This is a genomic window from Pseudomonas sp. KT_2_4 (assembly GCF_041410225.1).
Taxonomy (GTDB): Bacteria; Pseudomonadota; Gammaproteobacteria; order Pseudomonadales; family Pseudomonadaceae; genus Aquipseudomonas; species Aquipseudomonas paracarnis.
On record NZ_CP166962.1, the window covers coordinates 184177 to 201742 of the forward strand.

Sequence of the window (17566 nt, forward strand, 5' to 3'; positions counted from 1 at the left end):
CTGAACCAGTAGTCACCACGGTCAGGTGTTTCGAATTCGATGCGTGTGGATCGTTGAAACAAGGCGTGCACGCAGTCACGGATGAAAGGCTTGGACCACAAGGAGTAGAACGTGGATAGAAGACTTGCGACTGCCGCTTTACCTCGTATTTCTGCGCTTTCTCTTGCGATCCGCCTGGGCGTGGCCGGGCTGGTGATGGGGCTGGCGAGCCCGGATGTGTTCGCCGCCTGTAGCCCGGCGAGTCCCACCGCTGGAGCGACGGTGACCTGTACGGGTGTGCCGACATTGCTGCTGATTCCCAACACCTTCAACAGCGCTGTCAACACCCTCACGGTCAACGTCACCGCCGGGACGAAGCTCAATACATTGGTGGGTGGTGTCGCGCTGAGCCTGACGGGCAACAACACGACATTGAACAACGCCGGCACCATTGACCCGGCAGTACTTGGGTTGGTTTCAGCCCTGAGCGGTGGTGTGGTGATCGGCAACTCGACAGCCAATGCGCTGAACATCACCAACGCGGCCACCGGCGTTATTAACGGTACCGGCGCGCTGCTTGGGTTGAACCTGGCCTCGCTGGGCGGCATGGCACTCAATGCCACCAACGGCGTAGGCGGCACCACCACGATTGTCAACGACGGCACCATTGGTTCGTCTTTCTTGCTCGGCCTTTCGCTGCTTTCCTCCGACACCCCGGTGGTGGCGGTACAGGGTGGCGGGCAGGTCAATATGACGAATAACGGCACCCTGACCGGGCGCGTGGCGTTCGAGAGCTCCACTACAGGGAACACGTTCCGCAACACCGGCACTATCTCTGGCGGTGTGTCGATGGGGGCCGCCAGTACCAACACCTTTACGGCAGTCACGGGCTCGCAAGTGACCAACGGCGGCGGCCTCGGCTTAAGCCTTGGCGGACTGATCGGCGTGAACCTGACGTTCGCCCCCACCGGCCAGGTGGACGGCGGCGCAGGCGGCAGCAACTCGCTGATCCTTGAAAACACGACGGGCGTCGGTGGTGGCAGTACAGGCACCGGCACGGCTTCAAGCGCCAACTATGTCAACTTCAACAACCTGGCCATCAATAGTGGCACCTGGACGTTGCAGGGGCCGTTGGTCAGCGGCAGCACTACGCTCAATGGCGGTGTGGCGCAATTCAATAACAACGCGACATTTGGCAGCGGTGTGCTCACGTCTAACGGCGGCGCTATCGAGGCCACCGGCAACGGCTTGACACTGGCCAACCTGATGACCCTGGGTACCGGTGGTTTAACGGTACAGGGCGCCTCGACCGGGTTGACCCTGAGTGGTGTGATCTCGGGCGCCGCGGGTGTGAGCAAAGCGGGTACCGGCGAATTGATCCTCAGTGGCGCCAACACCTTCCAGGGTGGTACCACCTTGAACGCCGGCACGCTTACATTGGGCAATGCCGCAGCGCTAGGTACCGGTGCATTGACCGTGGCGGGTGCAGGTACTTTGCAGAGCAATGCTGCGCTGACAACCAGCAATGCGATTACCTTGAACGCCAATCTGACCGTGGACGGCGTGAACCCGCTGACCCTTGGCGGGGTTGTCAGCGGTGGTTCCGGGTTGATCAAGGAGGGCGTATCGAGCCTGGCGCTTACGGGCAACAATACTTACACCGGCGCCACGGCCCTCAACGCCGGTTCGCTGGTGGTGGGCTCCAATACTGCGCTCGGCGCCAGTGTGTTGAACGCCTCGGCGGGTACCACGTTGGATGCCAGTGCAGCAGTGAGCCTGGGCAATAACCTCAACCTGGGCGGTAACCTGACCCTTGGCGGCAGCAACGCGCTGACCCTTGGCGGTGTGGTGGCGGGCCTTGGTGGGTTGATCAAGAACGGCCCGGCGGATCTGCTCCTCAATCAAGCGAACACTTACCTGGGCAACACGGCACTCAACAGCGGCAAGCTGGTGATTGGCGCTACCGGTGCCTTGGGTGCGGGTACGTTGAATGCAGCTGCAGGCACGACCCTGGACGCCAGCACCAGTGCCACGCTGACTAACGCGATCAACCTGGCCGGTAACCTTGGAATCGGTGGCAGCGCCAACCTGACCCTGGGCGGCACAGTCAACGGTGCAGGCAGCCTGACCAAGAACGGCACAGCCGGCCTGACACTGAGCGGCAGCAATAACTTCCTGGGTGGCACCACGCTGAATGCCGGCACGCTGACCGTCGGCAGCAACACGGCGCTTGGCCTGGGCAACTTGACCGTCGGCGGCGCCGCAACCCTGGACAGCACCTCGGCGGTGGCGTTGGGCAATGGTATTGCCCTCAACGCCGGGCTGACCGTCGGCGGCACCAATGGGCTGACCCTGGGCGGTGTGGTCAGCGGCGCGGGTGCGCTGATCAAGGATGGCCTAGCCAACCTGACCCTTAACGGCACCAACACGTTCACCGGTGGCACCAGCCTCAACGCCGGTACGTTGACCTTGGGCACGGCAGGCGCATTGGGCGCAGGCCCCTTGACGGTCGGCGGTGCGGCAACCCTGGATAACAGTGCGGCCCTTACCCTGGGCAACGGGATTGCCTTGAATGGCGACCTGACGCTCGCGGGCAACAATGACCTGAACCTCAGCGGCGTGCTCAGCGGCGCCAGTGCGCTGATCAAAAATGGCTTGGCTGACCTGACCTTGAGCGGCAACAACACGTTTACCGGGCCATTGAATATTGTCTCCGGCAGCGTCACCACCGGCAGCGCCGGTGCATTGGGCAACACCTCTGGCGTCAATGTCAGCACCGGCGCCGCACTGAACCTGGGCGTCGATTCCAGCCTGGCCGGCCTCAGCGGTGCGGGTGGCGTGGCAGTCGGCGGCGGTTTGAATCTCACCGTGGGAGGGGTGAACACCAGCAGTACTTTTGACGGTGACCTCAGCGGCGCGGGCAGCTTGATCAAAGTGGGTACCGGCACGCTCACGCTCAACGGAATCAATGGCATCACCGGTAACACGGCGATCAACGCGGGCACCCTGGATGTCGATGGTTCCCTGGGTAGCGCGTCGGTCAACGTGAATACCGGCGGCACCCTCACCGGCAGTGGCTCGCTATTGGGTACGGCGAATATCAACAACGGCGGGCACCTGGCGCTGGGCAGTGGCACGACCTTGTCGGCCGCTGGCCTGAACATGAGTGCCGGGGCCAGTCTGGATGTGGCCCTCGGCGCACCGTCGCTGACCTCGCTGATGAATGTCGGCGGCAACGTGAATCTGGCCGGCGACCTTAATGTGAGCGATGCCGGTGGCTTTGGCGCTGGTGTGTATCGCTTGATCAACTACACCGGCGGCTTGACCGGCGCATTGAACGTCAACACGGTGCCGCTGGGTTATGGGCTGGGTGATCTGCTGGTACAGACCTCAGTGGGCAGCCAGGTCAACCTGGTGGTAGCGGCGCCGAATATTCGTTTCTGGGACGGCAGCAACACCCTTGCCAACGGCACTGTTGACGGTGGCAACGGCACCTGGACAGCGGGGGGCACCAACTGGACCTCGGCCGACGGCCTTTCCAACCAGACCTGGGGCGGTGGCTTTGCGGTGTTCCAAGGTGCTGCGGGCACTGTCAGCGTGGATGGCGTACAAACCATCACCGGTCTGCAATTCGTCACCGATGGCTACAGCCTGGTCAATGGCACCGGTGGGCAGTTGAGCACCGGCAGCGGCAACTTCGCCGTGCGCGTCGACCCACTGGCGACTGCCACCCTCGGCGTCGATATCACCGGCGCGGGCGTGCTGAACAAACTCGATACCGGCACGCTGGTGCTCAATGGCGCCAACAGCTACACCGGCGGCACCTTGCTCAATGGCGGTACGGTGGTGGTCGGCAGCAACACCGCGCTGGGCACTGGCACGCTGACCGCTGCGGCGGGCACCACCCTGGACAGCAACGCCTCTGTAACCCTGGGCAATGATGCGGTACTCAACGGCAGCCTGACGGTCGGCGGCAGCAACGCATTGGCGCTCAATGGCGCCATCAGCGGCACCGGTGGCCTGGTCAAGAATGGCACGGCAGGCCTGACACTCGGCGGCACCAATACCTTCCTGGGCCCTGTGGCCTTGAACGCAGGCGGGCTGATCCTGGCCAGCAATACGGCGCTGGGCGCGGGCGTGTTGAACGCCGCAGGCGGTACCACCTTGGACGCGAGCACGGCGGTCGCCACCACCAACGCGATCAATCTGGCGGGCAACCTGGGCATCGGCGGCACCGCTGACCTGACCCTCGGCGGCGCAATCAACGGTGCAGGCAGTCTGACCAAGGAGGGCACGGCCAATCTGATCCTCAGCGGCGCCAACGCCTACCTGGGTGGCACCACCCTGAACGCCGGTACGCTGACCTTGGGCAGCGCCACCGCCCTTGGCCTGGGCAACCTCACCGTTGGCGGCGCGGCGACCCTGGATAACACGGCAGCGCTGAGTGTGGGCAATGGCGTCGTGCTTGACGCCAACCTCGCCGTCACCGGCAGCAACGACCTGACCCTGGGTGGCCTGGTCACCGGCACGGCTGGCCTGAGCAAAGACGGCGCGGCCAACCTGACCCTCAATGGCGTCAACACCTTCCAAGGCGGCACCAGCCTCAACGCCGGCACGCTGACCCTGGGCACGGCAGCAGCCCTGGGTACCGGCGCCTTGAACGTAAACGGTGCAGCTACTCTGGCCAACAGCACACCGCTGGTATTGGCCAATGCGGTCAACCTCAACGCTGGGCTGACCGTGGGCGGTCTCAACAACAACCTGACCCTGGCCGGCGTGCTGGCCGGCAGTGGCAGCCTGGTCAAAACCGGCACGGCGGATGTGAGCCTGACCGGTACTAACACCTTCAACGGCCTGTTCGATGTGCAATCAGGCAGCCTCACCACGCTGGGCAACGGAGCACTGGGTGTCGGCGCCGGGGTCAACCTGGCGAGCGGTACTTCCCTCAACCTGGGCGGTAGCTCCAGCCTGGGCGCACTCACGGGTACCGGGCTTGCAACCGTAGGGGCCGGCAGCACCTTGAGCGTCGGCAACAATAATCTGGACAGCACCTTCAACGGCGTCGTGGCAGGCCTCGGCAACCTGGCCAAAGACGGCACAGGCGCCTTGACCCTCGGTGGCCTCAGCGTGGTGACCGGGGACGCCCAGGTCAACGCCGGCAGCTTGCTCGTCAATGGTTCCCTGGCCAGCGCCAACGTGGCGGTGGGCAGTGGTGCCACCCTCGGTGGTACCGGTACTTTGTTGGGCAACGTGAGCATCGCCGACGGCGGCCACCTGGCCGTCAATTCCGGCGCGACCCTGACCACCGGTTCGCTGCTGCTCAATGCCAACGCCAACCTGGATGCGGGCCTCGGCGCGCCCGCGACGGGCGGTACGGCGCTGGTGCAGGTCAACGGCAACCTGACTCTGGACGGCACCCTTAACGTCACGGATATCGGCGGCTTCGGTGCGGGTATCTACCGCCTGATCGATTACACCGGTGGCCTGACCAACAACGGCCTGCTATTGGGCAGCCTGCCGGTGAACATCCCGGCCAGCGACCTGGACCTGCAAACCGCGATCGGCAACCAGATCAACCTGCTGGTCAACGGCAGCACCAACGTGCAGTTCTGGGACGGCAGCCAAACCACGGGCAATGGCACCATCGAAGGCGGCAGCGGCACCTGGAGTGCAGGCGGCAGCCAATGGACCGGCGTCAATGGTGCATTCAATACAGCCTGGACGCCCAACAGCTTTGCCGTGTTCCAAGGCACGGCGGGCACCGTCACGGTTGACGGCGCGCAAGCCATCACTGGTTTGCAGTTCGTCACCGATGGCTACAACCTGGCCGGCGGGGCAGCGGGCGCCCTGACCCTGTTCAATGGCGTGGGCGGCAACACCGCCGTACGTGTCGATCCAGGCGTCACTGCCACCTTGGGCGTGGCGCTTAACGGCGGCGGCACCCTGGCCAAGCTCGACACCGGCACCCTGGTGCTCAACGGCGCCAACAGCTACACCGGCGGCACTGCCCTGGATGGCGGCACCCTGGTGGTCGGCAATAACAGTGCCCTGGGCAGCGGCCTCTTGACCACCGCCAACGGCACCACCCTGGACAGCAACACCGCGGTCAGCCTGGCCAATGCACTCAACGTCAACGGCAGCCTGACCCTCGGCGGCAGCAATGCCCTGACCCTGGCCGGCACGGTGGCGGGCACGGGCAGCCTGATCAAGAATGGCATCGCCAACCTGACCCTCAGTGGCAACAACACCTATGCTGGCCCAACCGCACTCAACGCAGGCGGCCTGATCCTGGCCTCCAATTCGGCCCTGGGCAGTGGTGCCCTGAACGCGGCCGCCGGCACCACCCTCGACAGCAGCACGGCGGTCGCCCTGGCCAACACGGTGAATCTGGCCGGCAACCTGGGCATTCTGGGCACCGCCGACCTGAGCCTGAACGGCTTGGTCAGCGGTAGCGGTGGGCTGACCAAAACCGGTGCGGGCAACCTGACGCTCAACGGTGCCAATGCCTACCTGGGTGGCACGCAATTGAATGCCGGTTCCTTGACCCTAGGCAATGCGACAGCCCTGGGCAGCGGTGCCTTGGCGGTCAATGGGGCATCCACCCTGGACACCAACACGGCGTTGGCCCTGGCCAATAACACCAGCCTGAACGCCGCGCTCACCGTCGGCGGCAGCAACGATCTGAGCCTCAACGGTGTAGTGGACGGCAGTGGTTCGTTGACCAAGGCCGGTGGCGCCAACCTGACCCTCAACGGCACCAATACCTACAGCGGCGGCACGGCCCTCAATGCCGGCACGCTGACCGTCGGCAGCACCACGGCCCTGGGCTCGGGCGCATTGACCGTCGGCGGTACGGCGACCCTGGCCAACAGCACGCCGTTGGTGTTGGCCAATGCGGTCAACCTCAATGGCGACCTCACTGTCGCAGGCAGCAACAACCTGACCCTGGCCGGTGTACTCGCTGGCAATGCAGCGCTGATCAAGAATGGCGCGGCGGACCTGCTGCTGACCGGCAACAACAGCTTCAGCGGCCCACTGACCGTGGCGGCGGGCAGCGTGACCACGACGGGTAATGGTGCGCTAGGCACCACCTCCGGCGTCACTGTCGGCAGCGGCGCCAGCCTCAACCTGGGTGGCAACGCCAACCTCAACAGCCTGGCCGGCAACGGCGTGGTACAGGTGGCTGGCGGCAACACGCTGGCGGTGGGTGGCAGCAACCTGGATAACAGCTTTGGCGGTGCGCTCAACGGTGCCGGCAATCTGGATAAAAACGGCAGCGGGGTGCTCAACCTGAGCGGCACCAATGCCATCAGCGGCGCGGCCAACGTCAACGGCGGCACCTTGAATGTCACCGGTTCCCTGGCCAGCGGCACGGTGGCAGTGAACAGCGGCGCGACCCTGGCCGGCAGCGGTTCATTGGCTGGCGCGGTGACCGTGGCCGACGGTGGGCACATCGGCTTGGCCACCGGCAGCACGCTGTCGGTGGGCTCGTTGGTGCTGGGTGGCAACTCGAACCTGGATGTCGGTCTCGGCACTCCGGTGCTGGGTGGCGGCACAGGCCTGCTGAATGTCGGCGGCAATCTGACCCTGGACGGCAACCTCAATGTCACTGATATCGGCGGCTTTGGCAGCGGCGTCTACAACCTTATCAACTACACCGGGGCCTTGACCGATAACGGCCTGGCTCTTGGCACACTGCCAGGCAGCGTGGTGCCGGGCGACCTGCAAGTGCAGACCGCGATCACCAACAAGGTCAACCTGCTGGTGACTGCGCCCAACACCACCGTGCAGTTCTGGGATGGCAACAGCCTGATCGGCAACGGTGCGATTGACGGCGGCAACGGCACCTGGAACGCCGGCAATACCAACTGGACCAATGTCGACGGCACTCTCAACCAAGGCTGGGCCAACAGCTTCGCGGTGTTCCAAGGCGCGGCGGGCAACGTGACGGTGGACGGTACGCAAAACATCACCGGCATGCAGTTCGTCACTGATGGCTACACCCTGGGCTCCGGCACGGCGGGCGTGCTCAACCTGGTCAATGGCGGCACCGGCAACACCGCGGTACGCGTCGACCCCAACGCCACCGCGACCCTGGGCGTGACCCTCAACGGCGCTGGCACCCTGGCCAAGCTCGACAGCGGCACCCTGGTACTCAACGGCAATAATGGCTACACCGGCGGTACCGCGCTCAATGGCGGCACCCTGGTGGTGGGTAATAACAGTGCCCTGGGCACAGGCGCTCTGACGGCGGCCGGCGGCACCACCCTGGACAGCAACGCGGCGGTCAGCCTGGCCAATGCGGCCGTGCTTAACGGTGCCTTGGCGGTGGCAGGCAGCAACGCGCTGACCCTTGATGGGGTTGTCAGCGGCAGCGGCAGCCTGGTGAAAAACGGTGCGGCAGCGCTGACACTCAATGGCGTCAACAGCTACAGCGGCGGCACTGGCCTGAACGCCGGTCAATTGATCCTTGGCAATAATGCTGCCCTGGGCAGTGGTGCCTTGACGGTCGGCGGCGCGGCGCAACTGGATGGCAGCACCGACCTGCAACTGGCCAATACCCTCAACCTGGGTGGCGCGCTGACCCTGGCCGGCAGCCACGACCTGGCCCTCAACGGCGTGGTCAGCGGCAGCGGCGGCCTGGTGAAAAATGGCAACGGCGACTTGTTGCTGACCGCGGCCAACACCTACAGCGGCGGTACCACGCTCAACGGCGGCAGCACCACGGGCAACACCACCAGCCTGCAAGGCGCTATCGCCAACAACGCGGCGTTGACCTTTGAGCAAGCCATCGACGGCACCTACACCGGCAACCTCACCGGTACCGGTGTGTTGAACAAAACCGGCACCGGCGCGTTGTTGCTCAGCGGCAACAACACCTTTACCGGCAACACCAACGTCAACACCGGCAGCCTGCTGGTCAACGGCACCTTGAACAGCGCCGCAGTGCAAGTCGCCAGCGGCGCGACCCTCGGCGGCAGCGGTACCCTGGGCGGTGCGGTGAACATGGCTGACGGCTCGGTGCTCCAGGCCGGTGCCGCGACGCCGCTGTCGGTGGGTTCGCTGGCCTTGTCATCGGGCACCACCCTGGACTTCGCCCTCGGTGCGCCGGGTGCCTCCAGTACAGCGGTGAACGTGGCGGGCAACCTGACCCTGGACGGCACCCTCAACGTCAGCGATACCGGCGGCTTCGGTGTCGGCGTGTACCAGCTGTTCCGCTACGGCGGCAGCTTGACCGATAACGGCCTCACCTTTGGCACCTTGCCGGTGGCACTGGGCAACCTGAGCCTGCAAACGGCGCTGGCCAACCAGCTCAACCTGGTGGTGCAAACCACCCCAGGGCAGATCCAGTTCTGGAACGGCGGCACCACCAACCCCGATGGCAGCATCACCGGCGGCAGTGGTACCTGGGGCCCAGGCACCAACTGGACCGACCCCACCGGCACTCAAGGGCAGGCGTCCACCAATCAGTTCGCGGTATTTGGCGGGCAGGGCGGCACCGTGACCGTAGTTGGCAACCAAGGCTTCACTGGACTGCAAGTGCTGGACGCCGGCTACACGCTGGTCGCCGGCGCAGGCGGTAGCTTGAGCCCGACCAATGCGGCCGATGGCAGCCTGGCGCCAGTGCGCGTCAATTCCGGCGTGACCGCTCAGATTGATGCACCGCTGGTGGGAACCGGCGGCATCAACAAGCTGGATGCGGGCACCTTGCTGCTGACTGGCGCCAATACCTACACCGGCGGCACCACCGTCAGTGGCGGTACGCTGGCGGGCACCACCACCAGCCTGCGTGGCAGGATCCTCAACAACGCGCGGTTGTTGTTTACCCAGCGCACCAATGGCCAGTTCAGCGGCACCTTGAGCGGCACCGGTGCGCTGATCAAGCAAGGCGCAGGCGCGCTGTTGCTGACCGGCAACCAGCCGTTCAGTGGCACCGTGGCGGTGGAAGAGGGCGTGTTGCAAGTGGGTAACGCGGCCAACCCAGGCGCGGTGCTTGGCGGCCAAGTCACTGTGGCCAACGGTGCGGGGCTGACCGGTAACGGCAGTGTCGGTTCGCTGGTCAACAACGGCTCGGTGACGCCCGACGGTGGCAAGCTGACCGTTGCCGGCAACTTCACCAACGCCAGCACCGGTGCGCTGAACCTGGTGATCACCCCATCCACCACCGGCTCCCTGGCCGTGGGCGGCACCGCCAACCTGGGCGGCACCTTGAATGTGGTCAACCTGGCACCCTATGCCGGCGCCACCACCTACACCCTGCTGACGGCGGGCGCGGTCAACGGCACCTTTGCCACCACCAACCTGGAGAACCTGGCATTCCTCACTACCGCGTTGAACTACAGCCCAACCCAAGTGGCCCTGGCGGTCAGCCGCAACGACGTCAGCTACGCCAGCGTGGCGGCCACCGGTAACCAGCGCGGCGTAGCGGCGGCGTTGGGCACAGGCACCGCAGTCGGTGGCGCAGCGGTGCAAAATGCACTGCTTAACGGTGATGCAGGGGCGGCACGTGCGGCCTTCGACAGCTTGTCCGGCGAAATCCACGCCAGCACCGCCAGCGCCATGCTTGAAGACTCGCGTTACGTGCGTGATGCGGTCAACGAGCGCCTGCGCCAACCCGGTTGCTACCGCGAGGACGACCCGCGCAATGCCCTGGCACCCAGCGAAAACCACCTGAGCAGCGCCGGTTGCCACGGCGAGATGGTCGGCTGGATGCGCGTGCTCGGCACCTGGGGCCACATGGGCGGTGACAGCAACAGCGCCAAGCTGGACCGCAACCTCAGCGGCTTCCTGCTCGGTACCGACAAGCAAGTGGACGACGCCTGGCGCGTGGGCGTGGCCGCCGGCTATACCCGCAGCGACCTGGACGCCAAGCGCCGCAACTCGAGCGCCGATGTGGACAGCTACCACCTGATGGCCTACACCGCCTACCAGCAAGAAGCCTTCGCCGCACGCATGGGCGTGGCGTACAGCTGGCATGACGTTGAAAGCAAACGCAACGTGGCCGTCGGTGGCGAAGGCCAACGCCTCAAAGCCGATTACAAGGCACGCAGTGCGCAGGTGTTCGGTGAAGTCGGCTACACCATTCAAACCCCTACCGTGGCCCTGGAACCGTTCGCCGGCCTGGCCTACGTCAACTATGACAGCGACACCATCAAGGAAAAAGGCGGCTCGGCAGCCCTGCGTGGCGATGCCGACCAGGACATCACCTACTCGACCTTGGGCGTGCGCATTGGCCAGACCATCACCCTGGGCAACGGCTCGAAAATCACCCCACGGGGCAGCATCGGCTGGCGCCATGCCTTCGGTGATACCAAGCCCGACGCCGACCTGAGCTTTATCAATGGCGGTGGCTCGTTCAGCACCCAGGGCGTGCCGATTGCCAAGGACAGCGCGGTGGTGGAAGCGGGCCTGGATTACCAGATCAGCCAGAACGGCAGACTGGGCCTGGGCTATTCCGGCCAACTCTCGCGCAACGACAAGGACCACGCCGTGACGGTGAGTTTCTCCCTCGGTTTCTGATCAAGGCCGAGTTTTTTTGAACCGCCCGCAAGGGCGGTTTTTTTTGCTGAAAGCTGGGCTTGCTCGAATACCCCGTGTAGAAGCGAGCGTGCTCCCACAGTTTGATTGGCGTGAGCTCAGAAACGGGTGCCGTCTTCGGTCGAGTACATCCACCGCAACAACGAATGCCGCCCGCTGATCCCCAACTTGATCGCCGCACGCTTGAGGTAGCTCTCGATGGTGTTGACCTTCAACGCCAGTTGTTCGGCCAACTCCGGCGCGGTGCGCCCGGCCAGCAGGCCTACGCACACTTGCAGTTCACGGTTGGACAGGGTCAGCCCCGATTGCACCAGGCGCTCCTGAATGCGTCGGTGCAAGGTGTCGATGCCCTGATGTTGGGGCACTGCGCACGGGCTGTCTGGGAGCGATGGCTGCAGCGCGGTGATGTGTTTTTCCACCATGGGCAGCAACAGCGCGGAGAAGTCTTGGAGCATGCTGCGTTCTTGCGCGGAAAAGCTGTCGGACGGGTGCGAGCGATACACCGACAGTACATAGCGCACATCGTCCTTGCGGCCCGTGAGGTGCAGTTGTGCGGCGAGTTGCTCGCTGCCCAGGGCCGCCACCGAATCGGTGTACACCGGGCTGATCTTGCGGCGGCCAAGGCCTTCGCGGCTGACGTGCAATTGGGTGATATGGGTGGCGTCCACTGCCAGTTGGGTGAGGATCAGGTCATGCAGCATGCGTGGAAAATGGCGGCTGCCGGTGCTGGCGATGACCTTGCCTATCTGTGGGAACAGGTGTGAGTTCATCAATTCGTCCGTGAGTTTCGTGCAGGTGTTCGGTTTTATAGCGACGGGGGTTAAGAAGGTAACGAATGTGAATAACCTGCAGTGATAGTGCGTCCCGCTGCGGACATGCTAGTACAGGCTGGCTAAAGGAGGGGGATCCAATCTGCGAAAAAAAAAGCATTAAACATGTAGAACGGCAGTCGGATCCTTCCGACCGCCGCCCAGGCACCGCAAAACGCACGGCTTGAGGCGCTATTTCATCGCATAAACCGCTGTCGCGGCTGGCCGCAGGTTGGCACCGCTGCACTTGGCCAGGGCCTGTTGGATATCCGTCAGCAGGTCGGCAACGTCTTCAAGCCCCACCGACAAACGCACCAGGCCCTCGCTGATACCGTGCTGCGCAAGTTGCTCGGGGGTGTAGGTGGAGTGGGTCATGCTCGCCGGGTGTTGGGCCAGTGATTCGGCATCTCCCAGGCTGACCGCACGGGTGAACAGTTGCAGTGCGTTCATAAAGCGCCGGCCCGTCTCGATCCCACCCTTGAGTTCAAAGGCAATCATGCCGCCGGGCAGTTTCATTTGCCGGGTCGCCAGTTCGTACTGGGGGAAGGAACGCAGCCCGGGGTAGATCACACTCTCCACGGCCGGGTGCGCCTGCAAGGCTTCGGCCAGCGCCTGGGCATTACTGCAATGACGGTCCATGCGCAGGGCCAGGGTCTTGAGGCCGCGCATCAGCAACGACGCGTCCTGGGGTGACATCACTGCGCCGGTCAGGTCCTTGAGCCCTTGCAGGCGGATGCGCTGTGCCAGCGCCTGGTTGCTCACCGCAACACCTGCGGTGATGTCGCCGTGGCCGCTGAGGTATTTGGTGGCCGAGTGCACCACCACATCGGCACCCAGTTCCAGGGGGCGTTGCAGATAGGGCGTGCAATAAGTGTTATCGACCACCACGGTGACATTCGGCTGTTGATGGGCCAACTCGGCCACGGCGGCGATGTCGATCAGGCGCAGGTTGGGGTTCGCCGGCGTCTCGCAGTAGAGCATGCGCGTGGCCGGGGAGAATGCTGCTTGCAGGGCGGCCAGGTCGGTCAGGTCGACATGCCGCACCTTGATACCGAATTCGCCCAGGCCATGGTGCAACAGGGCGAAGGTACAGCCATAGAGGGTCTGGCTGACGATGATCTCGTCGCCCGGGCGCAACAGGGTCCAGAACGTTGCGGCAATCGCGCCCATGCCGGAGCTGAATGCTACGGCGGCCTCGCCGTTTTCCAGGCTGGCCATGCGTGACTCCAGCAGGGCCAGGGTGGGGTTGGAAATGCGCGTATAGAAGTGGCCGCTGGCTTCGCCGGCAAAGCAGGCGGCGCCGTATTCGACGGTGGGGAAGGCGAAGGTGGCAGACAAGTAGATGGGCGGAACGAGGGCGCCGTGATGGTCAACAGGGTCATAGCCATGGTGAATGGCACGGGTGCAAAAGCCGAAGCTGGTGTGTTGAGTGTGCATGTCGGGCGCTCCTTATTTCCTACAATGCTATGCTCATAACCACAGATGAACTTTGCGAAAAAGCCTGCAAAAACCCGCGTTTGTGGATCAAACATCGATAAAAATAATGATTAGAGGCACGTTATGCCCATCAAGCTGGACCGTACGGACAAAGCCCTTTTAAACGCGTTGCAAGGCAACGCCCGCCTGACCGTGGCCGAGTTGGCAGAGCGGGTGGCCCTCACCACCTCACCGTGCTGGCGCCGGGTGCGCACCCTGGAGGAGAGCGGGGTGATCAGTGGCTACCAGGCGATCCTTTCTCCCAAGGCGCTGGGTTATGGGGTGACCGCGTTTGTCAGCATCATGATGGAAAGCCACACCCAGGAAATCGCCCGCGCGTTCGAGCAGCGCCTGTTGGCGATTCCGGAGATTGTGGCGTGCCATAACGTCTCGGGGCGCTATGACTTTTTGCTGGAAGTGGTGGCCAAAGACCTGGAATCGTTTGGCGAGTTTGCCCGCGAGGTTTTGCAGACGTTGCCCTGCGTCAAGGAGATCTATTCGAGCTTTTCCTACAAGTCGGTGCGGCCGTTGCGGGTGATTCCGTTGCCGGGTTGACGGGAGGCTTACGGCGCGAGCCGATGCGTATCCACCCGACGCCCCGCGATCCAACTGTGGGAGCTGGCTTGCCTGCGATGGCGGCCTGCCAGCCGACACCTATCTACCTGACGCCCCGCGATCAATTTGTGGGAGCTGGCTTGCCTGCGAAGGCGGCCTGACAGCCGACGCAGTTATACCGAGTACATATCCATTCCTGCGGTAACGGCCACCTAGGGGTCCGCCCTTACGGCGGGTCACTTTGGAAAAGCCCCAAAGTAACCAAAGGGCTCTTGCCCCACCACTCGGCACCTCGCTTAGGCTCGGTGTGCCCGTAATCCGCCAGTGATTTGGGGGGCCGCCGCCACGCGCCATCCATGGCGCGGGGCGGCTAAACCGGCATCCCTGCCGGTTTACCCCCCAAATCCCTGTCGAATTCCGGCCAGCGTGGTTTAACGGGGCGCCTGAGATCAAAATCAGAGCAAGAGCAAGAGCTACTCGCTTCGCATCGTGGTTACGTTGGGCCGCTTTTGCTTTTGTGTGCCACCCCATGCAACAACAGCGCCTCAAATACCCGCTGCACCCGTGGCTCATCACTGTGGGCCACATTGAAGCGCATCGAGTCGCGATGGGCCGGGTCATAGCCAAACAGCGCACCGGGCGCCAGCACCATGCTGCGTTTCAGGGCTTGCTGAGCCAGGAGTTCGCCGTTCACGCCAGGCGGCAGGCGTGCCCAGATGAACATCCCGCCTTCATACGCCATCGGCAGTTCGCACCCGCAGCGCTTGAGCCATTGTTCGACGCGCCCTCCGGCCTCCATCAGGCGTTGCACCATGCGCTTGCGATGCTTGGCATAGCTGCCTTCGCTGAGCATACGGTAGACGATTTGTTCGAACAGTTCGGAGGTGACGCCGCCGCTCATCAATTTCATATTGGTGAGGTTGGCGGCCAGTTGCGGCGCGGCCACGACGTAGCTGACGCGGGTGTTGGCGCTGAGGCTCTTGGAGAACCCCGACAAGTAGGTGACCTGCTCCAGCCCGGCGACGGCGGCCAGGCGTGGAGGAGGGTTGGGATGCAGGTCGCCATAAAGATCATCCTCGACGATATGGCAGTGATAGTGCTGGGTCAGTTGCAGCAGCCGAAACGCCTGGCTGGGGCTGAAGGAATGCCCGGTGGGGTTATGCAGAACGCTAGTGGTCAGGTAAAGGCTGGGGCGGTGTTCGGCCAGCAACTGTTCGAGGGCCGCGAAATCGAACCCATCGGGGCGGCGCTCAATGGTAACGACCTTGACCCCATGCAGCGCCAGGTTGGCGTGGAAGTTGAAATAGCACGGCGCGTCGAGCAACACCGTGTCGCCGGGGCGTGCAAGCAGGCGCATGAGCATGTCCAGGCCCTGCACGGTGTTGGGGGTTGTGATGATTTGCTCCACCGGCACCGACAAGCCTTCGCCATGCAGTTTCTGTTGCAGCGCCTGGCGCAACGGCAACAGCCCCGCCGGCGTGCCCAGCCCGGCGATGCGCAGCGACGGCGCACGCACCACGCTGCGCATGGCCTGGCGGATCGCTTCGCCATTGAGCCAGTCCTCCGGCAGGTGTCCGCCACCGGGCCGCAGTTCGCCACTGGCGGTGGCCAAGGGCCGGCGCAATACGCTGAGCAGGTCTTGGGGCAGTAGATCGACCCAGGTCGCCGAAGCAGGGCGTGTGCTGTCCATCGCCACGAAGTAGCCGCGGCCCTGGCTCGAGGTCAGCAGGTGGCGACCGCGCAGGCGGTCCAGAGCCTCATTGAGGGTGAACTTGCTGACGCCGAGGATCTGGGTCAGCTCACGCACGGATGGCAGTTTGCTGCCCGGTGCCCATTCGCCATTTTCGATGGCGTGGCTGAACGCCTCGACGATCTGCTGGACCTTGGGCGTGCCTTCTACAAAAGCGATGGCGGATACGAACATGACGCGTCCTTGTGTTTGCCGGTGATTTTACCGGTGAAGTTAGGCCGGATTAGGCATCACTTTACCTGCCTTGCGCAATGCCACTCCCCTAGACTGCGCGGCATCTCGCCTGGAGATGGCGATATTTCCTACACCTGAGCAATGGATTCTGCATTTCCATGAAGACTTATATGTGCGCACCCTGCGGTTTTATGTACGTAGAAGAACTGGGTATTCCGGAGGACGGAATTCCCGCAGGCACCCCTTGGGAAGAGGTGCCTGAAGACTGGACATGCCCGGATTGCGGCGTGACCAAGGCCGACTTCATGGCCATCAATCTTCCTGAACGTCAATTCGCCTGACACTCCATCAACGAAAGGAATCGCTCCATGGAAAGCAAACTGATCAACGCCACCGTCCCGTTCTGCACCGGTGTGGCCCACCAGAAATACCTGGGCGCCGAAAAGGGCCTGCAAACCGCCATCGAAGGTGACTGCACCCACTGGTACATCGACGGCAGCCTGTTCGGCGAAATGGTCGATGACTGGACCGAGGCGCGTATCGAAAGCCTGCAGGCGCAAATCACGGCGACTGGGGTCAAGCCGGTTTTCCACGGCAACTTCAAGGCACCGTTGGGCAGTGATGTAGAAGCCTTCCGCAGCGCTGCCGTGGAGTATGTGAAAAAGGAAATCGACATCGCCAGCCGCCTGGGCGCGCCGTTGATCATTCACGGCGGTTGCATCGTCGAGCCGAAAATGGTGCTGATGGCCAAGAAGGTTGCCCTGGAGCATTACCTCAAGTCGGTGCAGGAACTGGCGCGCTACGCCGAGGCCAAGGGCACGGATATCTACCTGGAGAACCTGTCCAACTACGTCAACTATCGGCCGTTCCACTACATCTTTACCCATGAAGCGGAATACGCTTTTGTGTTCGAGCGCCTGCAAGCCCACAGCAATGTGTACTTCTTCCTCGACGCCGGCCATGCCAACATCGAGAACGGCCTGCCGGCAGAAGTGGTGCGCAAGTATCACCACCTGATCAAGGGCATCTCTTTCAGCAATAACAACGGCGTGCAAGACCAGCACTTCGGCATCCATGACGGTAACTGTGATTACGCCGATGTGGTGCAGGCCATTGTCGAGACCAACTGGAAGGGCCTGGTGGCGTTTGAAACCCGTAACCAGACCGCCAAGGCCGCGCTGGCTGACCTTGCGGTGATGTACCGCGAGTCCCTGACGACTGAAATCGCCGTCGCCTGACCGGCCTGGGGCGGGCGCTTGATGCGCTCGCCTCGTTGCTGTTGTTC

General features: G+C 63.5%; 7 protein-coding genes. 4 read left to right on the top strand and 3 right to left on the bottom strand.

Features of this window, described 5'->3' with window-relative positions:
- Positions 1–111 precede the first annotated feature (111 nt).
- The gene (locus AB9N64_RS00870) at positions 112–11499 is read left to right on the top strand and encodes an autotransporter-associated beta strand repeat-containing protein (protein ID WP_371359850.1); all 11388 of its coding nucleotides are present in this window, start codon (positions 112–114) and stop codon (positions 11497–11499) included.
- A 116-nt stretch (positions 11500–11615) separates the two neighbouring features.
- Here the strand turns inward: AB9N64_RS00870 and AB9N64_RS00875 are convergent, their stop codons facing one another.
- The gene (locus AB9N64_RS00875; RefSeq protein ID WP_072435738.1) at positions 11616–12287 is read right to left on the bottom strand and encodes a helix-turn-helix transcriptional regulator; all 672 of its coding nucleotides are present in this window, start codon (positions 12285–12287) and stop codon (positions 11616–11618) included.
- A gap of 231 nt (positions 12288–12518) precedes the next feature.
- Positions 12519–13763 (bottom strand): methionine gamma-lyase, encoded by a 1245-nt coding sequence (locus AB9N64_RS00880; protein WP_073454248.1) that lies wholly within the window; start codon positions 13761–13763, stop codon positions 12519–12521.
- 123 nt (positions 13764–13886) lie between these two features.
- Here AB9N64_RS00880 and AB9N64_RS00885 point away from each other — a divergent pair, with 123 nt between their 5' ends.
- The gene (locus tag AB9N64_RS00885) at positions 13887–14357 is read left to right on the top strand and encodes an Lrp/AsnC family transcriptional regulator (protein WP_014718112.1); all 471 of its coding nucleotides are present in this window, start codon (positions 13887–13889) and stop codon (positions 14355–14357) included.
- A gap of 493 nt (positions 14358–14850) precedes the next feature.
- On the opposite strand, the gene AB9N64_RS00890 is transcribed toward AB9N64_RS00885, so the two are convergent.
- Positions 14851–16281, bottom strand: coding sequence for a PLP-dependent aminotransferase family protein (locus tag AB9N64_RS00890; RefSeq protein WP_019817295.1), 1431 nt, complete (start codon positions 16279–16281; stop codon positions 14851–14853).
- 158 nt (positions 16282–16439) lie between these two features.
- On the opposite strand from AB9N64_RS00890, the gene AB9N64_RS00895 reads away from it, so the two are divergent.
- Both AB9N64_RS00895 and AB9N64_RS00900 read left to right on the top strand, forming a co-directional pair.
- Entirely contained in the window at positions 16440–16622 is a 183-nt protein-coding gene (locus tag AB9N64_RS00895) for a rubredoxin (protein ID WP_014718115.1), read from the top strand.
- Positions 16623–16649: 27 nt separating this feature from the next.
- Positions 16650–17519, top strand: a complete 870-nt coding sequence (locus AB9N64_RS00900; RefSeq protein WP_014718116.1) for a sugar phosphate isomerase/epimerase — start codon at positions 16650–16652, stop codon at positions 17517–17519.
- The last annotated feature ends 47 nt before the right edge of the window (positions 17520–17566 follow it).